Source organism: Saccharopolyspora elongata (assembly GCF_004348985.1).
GTDB classification, from domain to species: Bacteria; Actinomycetota; Actinomycetes; order Mycobacteriales; family Pseudonocardiaceae; genus Saccharopolyspora; species Saccharopolyspora elongata.
Window position 1 is genome coordinate 103,632 of the sequence record NZ_SMKW01000018.1, and the last position, 12,301, is coordinate 115,932.

The 12,301-nt window shown below is 71.4% G+C and carries 12 protein-coding genes; 8 read left to right on the forward strand and 4 right to left on the reverse strand.

What is annotated here, in order from left to right:
* Positions 1–121: 121 nt before the first annotated feature.
* Positions 122–1,174 (reverse strand): thiamine pyrophosphate-dependent dehydrogenase E1 component subunit alpha, encoded by a 1,053-nt coding sequence (locus tag E1288_RS15900; RefSeq protein ID WP_132485771.1) that lies wholly within the window; start codon positions 1,172–1,174, stop codon positions 122–124.
* 105 nt (positions 1,175–1,279) lie between these two features.
* Here E1288_RS15900 and E1288_RS15905 point away from each other — a divergent pair, with 105 nt between their 5' ends.
* Complete coding sequence (locus E1288_RS15905) at positions 1,280–1,777, forward strand: Lrp/AsnC family transcriptional regulator (RefSeq protein WP_132485773.1); 498 nt, start codon at positions 1,280–1,282, stop codon at positions 1,775–1,777.
* 30 nt (positions 1,778–1,807) lie between these two features.
* Here the strand turns inward: E1288_RS15905 and E1288_RS15910 are convergent, their stop codons facing one another.
* From E1288_RS15910 to E1288_RS15920, 3 genes are all read right to left on the reverse strand, one after another.
* Positions 1,808–2,605 carry an exodeoxyribonuclease III gene (locus E1288_RS15910; protein WP_132485775.1) on the reverse strand — a complete coding sequence of 266 codons (798 nt, stop codon included), beginning with the start codon at positions 2,603–2,605 and terminating at the stop codon, positions 1,808–1,810.
* Between the two features lie 125 nt (positions 2,606–2,730).
* Positions 2,731–4,212 carry a CoA transferase gene (locus E1288_RS15915; protein WP_132485777.1) on the reverse strand — a complete coding sequence of 494 codons (1,482 nt, stop codon included), beginning with the start codon at positions 4,210–4,212 and terminating at the stop codon, positions 2,731–2,733.
* A 149-nt stretch (positions 4,213–4,361) separates the two neighbouring features.
* Entirely contained in the window at positions 4,362–4,577 is a 216-nt protein-coding gene (locus E1288_RS15920) for a hypothetical protein (protein WP_132485779.1), read from the reverse strand.
* A gap of 182 nt (positions 4,578–4,759) precedes the next feature.
* Between E1288_RS15920 and E1288_RS15925 the strand changes: the two genes are divergently transcribed.
* The 7 genes from E1288_RS15925 to E1288_RS15955 all read left to right on the forward strand — a co-directional run bounded on the left by E1288_RS15925 (position 4,760) and on the right by E1288_RS15955 (position 12,288).
* Positions 4,760–5,329, forward strand: coding sequence for a DNA polymerase ligase N-terminal domain-containing protein (locus E1288_RS15925; protein WP_132485781.1), 570 nt, complete (start codon positions 4,760–4,762; stop codon positions 5,327–5,329).
* 6 nt (positions 5,330–5,335) lie between these two features.
* On the forward strand, positions 5,336–6,253 hold the full coding sequence (gene ligD / locus E1288_RS15930) for a non-homologous end-joining DNA ligase (RefSeq protein WP_235883580.1): 918 nt from the start codon (positions 5,336–5,338) through the stop codon (positions 6,251–6,253).
* A 5-nt stretch (positions 6,254–6,258) separates the two neighbouring features.
* Positions 6,259–6,546 carry a hypothetical protein gene (locus tag E1288_RS15935; protein WP_132485783.1) on the forward strand — a complete coding sequence of 96 codons (288 nt, stop codon included), beginning with the start codon at positions 6,259–6,261 and terminating at the stop codon, positions 6,544–6,546.
* A gap of 65 nt (positions 6,547–6,611) precedes the next feature.
* Positions 6,612–7,103, forward strand: a complete 492-nt coding sequence (locus tag E1288_RS15940; protein ID WP_132485785.1) for a 2Fe-2S iron-sulfur cluster-binding protein — start codon at positions 6,612–6,614, stop codon at positions 7,101–7,103.
* A complete protein-coding gene (locus E1288_RS15945) occupies positions 7,100–8,086 on the forward strand; it encodes an FAD binding domain-containing protein (RefSeq protein ID WP_132485787.1) in 987 nt (328 codons plus the stop codon). Before E1288_RS15940 ends, E1288_RS15945 begins: the two co-directional genes overlap by 4 nt.
* Positions 8,083–10,170: a xanthine dehydrogenase family protein molybdopterin-binding subunit gene (locus tag E1288_RS15950; protein WP_132485789.1), complete on the forward strand. Its 2,088-nt coding sequence runs from the start codon at positions 8,083–8,085 to the stop codon at positions 10,168–10,170. The genes E1288_RS15945 and E1288_RS15950 overlap by 4 nt, the downstream gene beginning before the upstream one ends.
* A gap of 297 nt (positions 10,171–10,467) precedes the next feature.
* Complete coding sequence (locus tag E1288_RS15955) at positions 10,468–12,288, forward strand: alpha-L-fucosidase (protein ID WP_132485791.1); 1,821 nt, start codon at positions 10,468–10,470, stop codon at positions 12,286–12,288.
* The last annotated feature ends 13 nt before the right edge of the window (positions 12,289–12,301 follow it).

Genomic DNA, 12,301 nt, shown 5'->3' on the forward strand with positions numbered 1-12,301 from the left:
CAGCCCCAGCGCCGTGTATTGGTCATACATAAGTCGGGGATCCCGGAGTCCAGGCGGCGTCTGTAACTCCCGCAGGGGGCCGCTACCTGCACCGCCGGGCAAGCCCATTTGGAATCACTGCTTACAGCGTCTCCTGTTCGGCCCGGAGTTGGGCGAGCTGCTCGGTCAACTGCGGGGTCGGTTCGGCGTAGACGTGCCGGAAGAGGTCCTCGGGATCGACCGCGGGCTCCTGCTGCATGCGGGTGCGCACCTGGGAGGCGAACTCCTCGGCCTCCGCGGCGATCCGCTCCACCGCCGCGTCGTCGAGGTGGCCGCCGGCGCGCAGGTGGCGCTCCAGGAGGCTGATCGGGTCCCGCTGCTGCCAGTGCTCGACCTCCCCGGGCGGCCGGTACCGCGACGCGTCGTCGGCATTGGTGTGCGCTTCCATCCGGTAGGTGTGCGCCTCGACGAGGAACGGGCCGTTCCCGGCGCGGGCGTGCGCCACCGCACTGTCCAAAACGGACAGTACCGCCGCAGCGTCGTTGCCGTCGACCTGCTCGCTGCGCACCCCGTAGCCGATTCCCTTGTGCGCCAACGAAGGCGCGACCGACTGCTTGGCGAGCGGGACGCTGATGGCGTACCCGTTGTTCTGCACGAAGAAGACCACCGGCGCGCGGAAGACGGCGGCGAAGTTGAGCGCCTCGTGGAAGTCGCCCTCGCTCGTGGCGCCGTCGCCGAGCAGCGCCATCGCCACGGTGTCGTTGCCCTTGCGGGCCTCGCCGTGGGCCAGCCCGACCGCGTGGAGCGTCTGGGTGGCCAGCGGCGTGCACTGCGCCGCGGTGCGGGTCGCCGGGACGTCGTACCCGCAGTGCCAATCCCCGCGCAGCAGCGTCAGCACCTCGACCGGGTCGATGCCGCGCGCCACCAGCGAGACCGAATCGCGGTAGGTCGGGAACAGCCAGTCGTCGGCGCCGATGCTCAGCACCGCGCCGACCTGGCAGGCCTCCTGGCCGCGCGAGGACGGGTACACTGCCAGCCGCCCCTGCTTGGTGAGCGTGGTGGCCTGCGCGTCGAACCGGCGGCCGAGCACCATCGCCCGGTACGCGGCCAGCAGCCGGGCGGGCTCCGGCATCGGGTACTTCGGATCGGGCTGCTCCAGCAACCGCACCGGGCTGCTCGACGGAAGCCATTCCACGGCCGTAACCTCCTCAGGACGACTGGCTTGAGATGGTCGGCCAGATCGGTCACGTGATACAAGTCATGGCTGGATAATCGGAACGAACGGCATCGAGGAAGCAACATGGCCGACCAAACGTCCATCGGGATCGATTCGCGGGGCGGCCGGTCCGGACGATCGGCACCGGCGCTCGACGAGATCGACGCGCGGATCGTCGAGGAGCTGGGCCGGGACGGACGGATGTCCGTCCGCACGCTGGCGGAGCGCGTGAGCATCTCCCGCACCAACGCGCACAGCCGCGTGGAGCGGCTGATCTCCAGCGGGGTGATCACGGGTTTCCACGCGCGGGTCGACCCGGTCAAGGTGGGCCGGGGCACGGCGGCCCTCATCGGCCTGTCCATCGAGCAGGGCACCTGGCCCGAGGTCTCCCGGCGGCTGGCCGCGACCAGCGGCGTCGAGCACGTGGCGCTGGTGGCCGGGGACTTCGACTTCGTGGTGCGGGTCCGGACCGAGGACAACCGGTCGCTGCGGAACCTGGTCTTCGACCACATCCAGTCGCTGCCCGGGGTCCGGAACTGCCACACCTGGCTGATCTTCGACGAGTTCGAACCCGAGCGGTGAAACTGCGCGTCCGCCTGGTGGCGGCGCGCGTCAGAGGTCGAGGTCGACGACCACCGGGGTGTGGTCCGAGGTGCCCTTGCCCTTGCGGGCCTCGCGGTCGACGTAGGAGTCGCCGACCGCCCCGGTGAAGCGCTCGTTGCCGTAGACCAGGTCGATGCGCATGCCCTGGTTGTTCGGGAAGCGCAGCTGGCGGTAGTCCCAGTAGGTGAACGGCACGTCGTACTTCAGCGCCCGCGGGTAGACCTCGGCGAGGCCGGTCTCGGCGATCGCGGCGAGCGCTTTGCGCTCGTCCTCGGTGACGTGGGTGCTGCCCTCGAAGGCCGCGATGTCCCAGACGTCGGCGTCGGTCGGGGCGATGTTGAAGTCGCCGAGCACGGCGAACGGCCGGTCGGCGGCCAGCTCCTCGATGGCGGTGGTGCGCAGCGCGTCGAGCCACCGCAGCTTGTAGGCGTAGTGCGGGTGCCCGACCTCGCGGCCGTTCGGGACGTACACCGACCACACCCGCACGCCGCCGCACGTCGCGCCGATCGCCCTGGGCTCCTGGGTCTCGAACATCGCGCCGTCGGCCTGGAAGCCTGGCTCGTCGAGCAGCCCGCGGCGCACCTCGTCGATGCCGACCCGGGACAGCACCGCCACACCGTTCCAGCGTCCGGTGCCGTGCGCGGCGACCTCGTAGCCGAGCTCGCCGACCTCGTCGAGGGGGAAGGCGTCGGCGGCGCACTTGAGCTCCTGGACGCACAGGACGTCCGGTTCGGCCTTGCCCAGCCAGTCGAGCAGCTTGGGCAACCGGGCGCCGACGGAGTTGACGTTCCAGGTAGCGATCCGCATACCCGGAACCCTGTCACACCACCCCGTCACCGGCGGCGAGGGGCATTCGTCGCGGGTGGAGTGGAGCGAACGGCCTGTTCACCTCGTTCACCGGAGCGAACAGGCCGTTCGCTCCGCCGCGCGGATCAGCGGGGGAGCCACTCCGGACGGCTCGCGCCGCGGGGGAGGAGGACGTGCCGGTAGGCGCCCGGGGTTTCCGGCATGCGGACCTGGTCGGTGACGCCCTGGTAGCGGCCGAGGGGTGTGTCGGCGGTGAAGGTCTCCGGGGCCAGGTAGGCGTGCTCCTCGCCGGTGCCCGCGACGGCGTGGGCGTAGTCGCGGTCGAAGATGCCCATGCTCAGGATCCACAGGGCGGCCCGGGTCAGGGAGACGTGCACGCGGTAGCTGCCGCCCTCGGTGGCGCGGCGGATGAGCGCCTGGCCGACGCCGAGCGCGAGCAGCCACGACACGATGTAGTCGTTGACCACCAGGATCGGCGGCAGCGCCGGCGTCTCGCCGTCGCCTTCGAGGTTCATCATCCCCACCAGGCTGCCCGCGGACTGGTCGAAGCCGACCCGCTGCGCCCACGGCCCGGCGTTGCCGTTGAGCATCGCGGTGGCGTGGATGATGCCCGGGCGGGTGGCGGCCGCCTCCTCCGGCGACAGCCCGATCGACTCCAGGTAGCCGGGCCGCCGGTTGGCGTAGAACACGTCGGCGCCGGCGAGCAGCCGCCGGATCAGCGCGGCGCCCTCCGCCCGGTACGGGTCCACTGTGGCCGATCGGACGCCGACGTTGGCGGTGATGTACGTGGTGTCGTGCTCGAGTTCGCCGGGGCGCCAGATGTTGAGCGCGTCCGCGCCGTGCAGCGCCAGCGCACGTCCGACGCCGGCCCCGGCGATCACGTGCCCCATGCCCAGCGCGCGGACGCCGTCCAGCGGCGCGCTGCCGGGGCGGAACGGTTCGGGGTCGCTCTCGCCGATCTTGGTGACCTCGATCAGCGGCATGTCGGCGAAGAAGTCGCGGTACTGGACCTCGGCGAGCAGCTCCGCCGGGCTGCGCAGCATCGGCATGACCACGCCCGCGGCCTCGCCCGCCTCCTCCAGGTCGCGGGCCCGCCAGTCGGCGATGGCGCGGCCCACCGCCGCCGCGTCGTCCGGCACGCCCAGCAGCTTCTGCGCCCCCACCTTGAGCTTCGGGTACGGGTTGAGCGGCATGACCCACCGGTCGTCGGCGGTGTGGTAGAAGGCGAAGCCCAGCGCGTTGCTTGGGTTCGCCGGGCTCGCGCCGGGATAACCGTTGAGCAGCTCCCATCGGCGGTCGTAGAACGGGCACAGCCGGTGCGGGGCCGTGCGCAGGTCCACCGAGATGTCCTGGCCGCGCCCGCCGCGCAGCTGCCAGATCTTGGCCATCACGACCGACTTGGCGGCCAGCGCGATGCCCGCGGCCCCGCCCAGCCGCAGCGGGCTCGGCACCACCGGGTCCGCGCCGCGGAAGGAGACGCGCCCACCGGCGTCCGCCGGGTCCAGCCCGACGCCGGCCAGCAGGTCGGCGAGCTCGACGTTCGGATCGAAGGCATCGTCGGTGGCGGGGGCGGCGATCGCCTTGCTGATTCGCTCGGTGAGGGACACGGTTCCTCCTGGACTGGTGCCGCGCGGAATTCCTTATGCAGGCTAACTATTCACCGCACGCCCGGCTGGACCGATTCGCGAACGCGGCGTGACCGCGGCGGTCACGCGACGTGACCGGGGGAGGATCCACTGAGGACTGGGGCGCGACGTCAGCGGAGCATGTTGTGCTCGCCCGCGTACTGGTAGCGCCACACGCCGTCCGCGCGCCGGTCGTGCCGGTCGTAGCGGGCGCAGGGCGCTTCGCCCTCGCGCGGGGACGGGAAGGTGAACTGGCCGAGGGGTAAATCCGTGTCCGGCGCGGGGATGATGAACGAGCGGCCGTCTTCGGGGCCGCCGATCAGTTCGGCGTGCACGTGCTGCTGCATAGGTCTTCTCCCGGGCTCGGCCCCAGTCGGTTCTCGCCCCATAGGACCAAATGCGGCGGCCCGGAGTTCCACACTTCACCCGATCGTCTCAATGAGAGGACGCTGCCCGGTCAACGGACATCGCGCGAACGGCCGTACCCGCCATCCGATTGATCGGGCCGCCCGCCGGGTACGCGGATGACATGGCTGAGAACGACCTGGCGACCTACCGCCGCAAACGCGATCTCGCGCGGTCCGGGGAGCCCGCCGGCGGCGAGCCGGGGGAGCGGCCCCGGTTCGTGGTGCAGAAGCACGACGCGTCGAGCCTGCACTACGACTTCCGGCTGGAGGTGGACGGCGTGCTCAAGTCGTGGGCCGTGCCGAAGGGCCCGTCGCCGGACCCGCGCGAGAAGCGGCTGGCCACGCCGACCGAAGACCATCCGCTCGACTACGCCGAGTTCGAGGGCGCGATCCCGGAGGGCTACGGCGCGGGCACGGTCGTCGTGTGGGACACCGGGACCTACCGCAACGACACCGAAAGCGACGGCGAGCCGGTTGCGATGGCCGATGGGCTTTCCGCCGGGCACGTCAAGGTGTGGTTGGAGGGCGAGAAGCTCCGCGGGGCGTTCGCCCTGACCCGAACGGAGTTCCGGGGCCGCGAGCAGTGGCTGCTGGTGAAGGTGGCCGACGAGGGCGCCGACCGGCGGCGCAACCCGGTCAGTACGCAGCCGGAGTCGGTGCTCACCGGCCGGACCAACGACGAGCTGCGGTGACGGCCGGTGACCGCGCTGGTGGAAGTCGACGGGCGGCGGATCGAACTGTCCAACCCGGACAAGGTCCTCTACCCCGACGATGGATATCGGAAACGGGATGTAATCGAATACTTCCGCTCCGTAGCTGACGTGATGATCGAGCACGCCCGCGGCAAGCCGATGACGCTGCGCCGGTTCCCGGACGGCATCGGCTCCGGCGGGTTCTTCCAGAAGGAGGCTTCGAGCCACTTCCCGGACTGGGTGCGGGTGGCGGCCGTGCCGCAGCGGGGTGAGCCGGGCACGGTGCACCACGTCGTCGTCGACGACGCGCCGACCCTGCTCTACCTGGCCGGTCAGGCGTGCCTGGAGTTCCACATCGGACTGTCCATGGTGGATGATCTGGACCGGCCTGTCCTCGCCGTGCTGGATCTCGATCCGCCCGAGGGCGCCGCTCTGCCGGAGCTCCGCGCGGTGGTGCGGCGGATGTGCGAGCGGTTCCGGGACGCCGGCCTGTCGCCGCACGTGCAGGCCACCGGCGGCAAGGGGTTCCACGTCGCCGCCGCGCTGCGCGGCGAGCGGGGCTTCGACGAGGTCCGGGCGGCCATCCGGGAGCTCGCCGAGCAGGCCGCGCGCGACGAGCCGGACCGGCTCACCGTCGAACAGCGGAAGGACAAGCGGGGGGATCGGATCTTCTTGGACACCAACCGCAACGCCTACGGCCAGACGATGATCGCGCCCTACTCGCTGCGCGCCCACCCGGGCGCCCCGGCCGCCACCCCGCTGGATCTCGACGAGCTCGGCCGGGCGGCGCCCCAGTCCTACGGCCTGGCGAACATGGCGCGGCGGCTGGCGCAGAAGACCGACCCATGGGCCGGCCTGGAGGACGCGCGATCCGCCGGCGACTTTCCGCATCCCGGCAACCAGGACCGGCCGGAGAAGGAGTGACGAGCATGTCCGAACCGCGAAGCGGAGCCGAGGAGCAGGAACCGACGACGTTGCCGGGCGCCGAGAGCCTGGACGCGGACGAACTCGGTGGCGACCCCGTGGAACAGGGCGTCGAGCTGCCCGAGCACTGGTCCGCGGAGACCCGCGATCGCCCGACGCCGCGGAGTGAACGGGAAGGCGAGTCGCTCGACGAACACCTGGCCGAGGAGGTGCCCGACAACGAGCCCGGACAGCCGCGAAGCGACATCGACGAGAGCATCGACGACCGAGCCGCGGAGGAAGAAGGCCTCTGACGGGGCGTGAGTGACTCGGCGGCCTCCCGGGTACGCCTGTCGCACAGTTTCGAGGGGAGGGACCTGTGGAAGCCGAGATCACCCTCGTCGTGGACGGGACCGAGCACCGGTTCACCGTCGACACGCGCATGACCGTGCTCGACGCACTGCGGGAAGCGCTGGGGATCACCAGCGCGAAGAAGGGCTGCGACCACGGCCAGTGCGGTGCGTGCACGCTGCTGATGGGCGACCGCCGGGTCAACAGCTGCCTGATGCTCGCGGTGGCCTTCGACGGCGCCGAGTTCCGCACCGCCGACGGCCTCGTCGGCGCCGACCTGCACCCGGTGCAGCGGGCGTTCATCGAGCACGACGCGTTCCAGTGCGGGTACTGCACGCCCGGCCAGGTGTGCTCCGCCGTCGGCGTGCTGTGCGAGATGCGCGACGGGGAGCCGAGCGCGGTCACCGCGGACGGCGCCGGGCTGGCCGACGAGATCCGCGAGCGGATGAGCGGGAACCTGTGCCGCTGCGGCGCGTACGCCAACATCGTCCCGGCCATCGCGGAGGTGGCGCAGCGATGAAGCCGTTCCGCTACCAGCGCGCCGCCGACGTCGCCACCGCGGTGGACACCCTCTCCGCGACGCCCACCGCCGCGTTTCTGGCCGGCGGCACCAACCTGGTGGACCTCATGAAGCTGGAGGTCGAGCAGCCGGACGTGCTGGTGGACGTCCGGCGGCTGACCTCCGGCCGGATCGAGCAGCACCCCGAGTTCGTGCGCATCGGCGCCGCGGTCACCAACACCGCCCTGGCGGCCGATCCGGTGATCCGCGAGCGCTTCCCGATGCTTTCGCAGGCGGTGCTCGCGGGCGCCTCCGGCCAGCTGCGCAACCTCGCGACAACGGGCGGGAACCTGCTGCAGCGCACCAGATGCGTCTACTTCCAGGACCTGACGACGCCGTGCAACAAGCGGGAGCCCGGGACGGGTTGCTCGGCGCGGGAGGGCTTCCAGCGCGAGCACGCGATCCTCGGCACGTCCGAAGCGTGCGTCGCCACGCACCCGTCCGACATGGCGGTGGCGATGGTCGCGCTCGACGCGGTGGTGAACACCCAGGGGCCGCACGGGCAGCGGGCGATCCCGCTGGTCGGGCTGCACCGGCTGCCCGGCGACGAGCCCGAACGGGACACCGTCCTGGAGCACGGCGAACTGATCACCTCGATCGACATCCCGTCGCTGGGCTTCGCGGTGAACTCCCGGTACCGCAAGGCCCGCGACCGCGCGTCGTACGCGTTCGCGCTGGTGTCGGTGGCCGCCGCCGCGGACGTCGCCGACGGCGAGCTGCGCGACGTCCGGCTGGCGTTGGGCGGCGTCGCCCACAAGCCGTGGCGGGCGACGCGGGCCGAGATGGTGCTGCGCGGAGCCGCTGCGACCGAGGAGAAGTTCCGGGAGGCCGCCGATGCGGAGCTCGCCGACGCGCGGCCGCTGCCCGGCAACGAGTTCAAGATCCCGTTGACGCGCAACATGATCGTCGACGTCCTCGCCGAGCTCGCGGAGGTGCGGCGATGACCGCCACGACCAGCCTGATCGGCGCGCCCGTCGACCGCATCGAAGGCGACGAGAAGGTCCGGGGCGCCGCGCTGTACGCGGCGGAGCACCCGGTCCAGCGGCCGGTGCACGTTTTCCCGCTGCAGTCGGACATCGCGCTGGGGCGGATCACCGGCATCGACACCGCGGCGGCGATGCGCGAACCCGGCGTGCTGGGCGTGCTGACCCACGAGAACGCGCCGCGGCTGGCCTCGACCAAGGACGCCGAACTGGCGATCCTGCAGTCGCCCGAGGTCGCCTTCCGAGGGCAGTTCATCGGCGCGGTGCTCGCCGAGACGGCGGAGGCCGCCAGGCGGGCGGCGAACCTGGTGCGGCCGAGCTACGAGACGCGCACCCACGACGTCTCCCTCCACCCCGCCCGCCCCGACCTGGTCAAGCCCGGCGAGGTCAACGGCGGCTTCCCGACCGACACCGACGACGGCGACGTGGACGGCGCGCTGGCCACCGCGGCGGTGGTCGTCGACGCGACCTACACCACGCCGCAGGAGCACAACAACCCGCTGGAACCGCACGCCACCATCGCGATGTGGACCGACGACGAGCTCACCCTCTACGACTCCACGCAGGGCGTGCACTGGGTGCGCGACACGATCGCGGCGCTGTTCGGCATGGAACCGCACCGGATCCACGTGGTCTGCCCGCACACCGGCGGCGGCTTCGGCTCCAAGGGGCTGCCGCACGCGCACGTGGTGCTGGCCGCGATGGCCGCGCAGCTCGTCGCCCCGCGACCAGCGAAGCTCGTCCTGACCCGCCAGCAGATGTTCTCGGTGGTCGGCTATCGCACCGGCACCATCCAGCGGATCCGGCTCGGCTGCGAGGCCTCCGGCGTGCTGACCGCGATCAGCCACGACGTGGTCGAGCAGACCTCCCGGATCAAGGAGTTCGCCGAGCAGACCGCCGTGCCCACGCGCGTCATGTACGCCGCGCCGAACCGCCGCACCACGCACCGGCTGGCCGAGCTCGACGTGCCGGTGCCGTCGTGGATGCGCGCGCCCGGCGAGGCGCCGGGCATGTTCGGCCTGGAGGTCGCCATGGACGAGATGGCGATCGCCTGCGGCCTGGATCCCGTCGAGTTCCGCATCCGCAACGAGCCGGACACCGATCCCGAGACCGGCCGGCCGTTCTCCAGCCGGAACCTGGTTGCCTGCCTGCGCGAGGGCGCGCGGCGGTTCGGCTGGGACGGGCGCGATCCGGCGCCGCGCGCGCACCACGACGGGTCGTGGCTGGTCGGCACCGGGGTGGCCGCCTCGACGTACCCGGTGTTCAGCATGCCGGGCTCGCGGGCCATCATCCAGGCGCGGCCGGACGGCCGCTACCGGGTGCTCATCGGCGCCGCCGACATCGGCACCGGGGCGTGGACCGCGCTCACCCAGATCGCGGCCGACGCGCTGGGCGTCGGGATGTCCGAGGTGGCGCTGAGCATCGGCGACACCGACCTGCCCTACGCCACCGGTGCGGGCGGGTCGACCGGCATCCTGTGCTGGGGTTCGGCCATCGTGGACGCGGCCCGCCGGCTGCGCACCGAGCTGCCGGCCGGGGAGCCGGTCCCGGACGAGGGCGTGGAGGTCACCGGGGCGCTGCCGGACAACCCGTACGCCGGGCAGCTGTCCATGCACAGCTTCGGTGCGCAGTTCGCGGAGGTCCGGGTGCACACCGCGACCGGGGAGCTCCGGGTGCCGCGGCTGCTCGGGATCTTCGCGGTCGGCCGGATGATCAACGCCAAGACCGGACGCTCGCAGCTGCTGGGCGGGATGACCATGGGGCTGTCCATGGCGCTGCACGAGCACAGCGTGGTCGACCCCCGGTTCGGGCACGTGGTCAACCACGACTTCGCGGAGTACCACATCCCGGTCAACGCCGACATCGGCGACATCGAGGCGGACTGGATCGACGAGCACGACCCGTACGTGAACCCGATGGGCGCCAAGGGGATCGGCGAGCTCGGCATCGTGGGAACGGCGGCGGCGATCGCCAACGCAGCCCACCACGCCACCGGCATCCGCGTCCGGGACCTGCCGATCACCCTGGACAGGTTCCTGTCCTGAAGCTCAGGCCTCGTGAGTACTTTGGATCGCTATAGCAGCCCAAAATGCTCACGAGGCCTGAGCCGTGCGAACGCCTGTACTGATCCACAATGGACCTTTGTTGTTCATGTCCGTGAACGGCTGCGCCGTGCGCAGCAGTGGCGCTGCGCGGAATTGCCGAATCTGGCGGTGTTTTCCGCTCTCCGAGTCGATCGCGTCGCCCGATGGGCGTCTTGTCCACGTGTTCGGGCGTTTGTTTGACTGCTCGCGGATCACCGGATCACCGGATCACCGGATCGCCTCGACGGGGAGGGCTTCATGCCGGGAACATCCGCGCGTTCCGCCAGAACGGCCGCGATCGGCCTGCTCGCCGCGATCCTGCTCGCCGGGTCGGCCGTGCCGGGAAACGCCGAACAGGTTCCGGCGAATCCGGGCACGAACTACGCGATCGACGATCCCTTCACGTCGGAGCGGACCCAGTGGTGGCGCGACAGCCGGTTCGGGATGTTCATCCACTTCGGCGGCTACTCGCAGCTGGAGGGCGAGTACCGGCGGCCCGACGGCAGCGTGTGCCGGAACGCGGAGTGGATCCAGCGCGAATGCGCGATCCCGCGGGAGGAGTACGAGGATCTGGTCGCCGGGTTCGACCCGGCCGGGTTCGACGCCGACGCGATCGCCCGCACCGCCGCCGAGGCCGGGCAGCGCTACCTGGTCATCACGGCCAAGCACCACGAGGGCTACGCCATGTGGCCGACGAAGGTCAACCGGTGGAACCTGCGTGACCACTCGGAGTTCGACAAGAGCCGCGACATCCTCGCCGAGCTCAAGCGGGCGACCGACAAGTACGGCATCCGGCTGGGCTTCTACTACTCGATCTGGGACTGGCACGATCCGGACGCCTCGAACCCCGACACCTTCGACCGCTACCAGGAGCGGATGCGCGAACAGCTGCGGGAACTCGTCTCGGACTACGACCCGGCCCTGCTGTGGTTCGACGGCGAGTGGAGCACCGACAACCCGCCCAACCCGTGGACCGCGCAGGACGGCGAGCGCCTGGAGTCCTTCGTGCGCGGCCTGGACCCGGAGCTGATCGTCAACAACCGGGTCGGCAAGCGGCGGGTCACCGACGGCGACACCGGAACGCCCGAGCAGGAGATCCCGAGCGAGCCCGTCGCCGGGCAGCTGTGGGAGACCTGCATGACGATCAACGGGCACTGGGGCTACGCGAAGTGGGACCACGACTGGAAGTCCTCGGCCGACCTGGTCCGCAACCTCACCACCACCGCGGGCCGGGCCGGCAACTACCTGCTCAACGTCGGCCCCGACGCGCGCGGCCGGGTACCGGCGGAATCGGTGAGCCGCCTGCGCGACATGGGCGAGTGGCTGCGCCGCGACGGCCAGGGCGCCGCGGTGCTGTCGGCGGGCGCGCCGGGCATCGTCGAGCAGCCGGGCTGGGGGACGGTGAGCCGCCGCGACGGGAAGCTCTACGCGTCCGTGTACGACTGGCCCGGCAGCGGGGGTTCGCTGACGCTGCAAGCGAAATCCGCGTTCGACGTCACGGCCGCCCGGGTGCTGGGCAGCGACCAGCGGGTCGACGTCGAGCGCACCGACGCTGTGACGATCCGCCCCTCCGGTGGGCCGGCGAACGACCTCGCCACCGTCATCGAACTGGACGTCGCGACGCCGAGTCCGGCGCCCGAAGGCGACGGGACCGGGCTGACCGCGCGCTTCTGGGCGCACCGCAACTCGCCGGGCGAACCGGACGTGACCCGCGTCGACCCGGGCGTGAACTACGACTGGAAGTACACAGGCTCACCGGATCCCGCGATCCTGCCGGCCGGCTACTCGGCCCGCTGGACCGGCACGCTCGAACCGCGCTTCACCGAGACGTACACGCTGCGCACGGTCTCGTCCAACGCCGTCCGGCTGTGGATCGACGACCGGCTGGTGATCGACAACTGGTCGGAGCACGGCCCGGCGGTGGACGACGCGGCCATCCCGTTCGAAGCCGGTCGCCGGTACGCGATCCGGATGGAGATGAAGAAGGAGACCGACGAGGGCGTCGCGAAGCTGCTGTGGACCAGCCCGAACACGCCGCAGCAGATCATCCCGGCCGCCCAGCTCCACCCGGAGCGATGATGCCGCTGAGCAG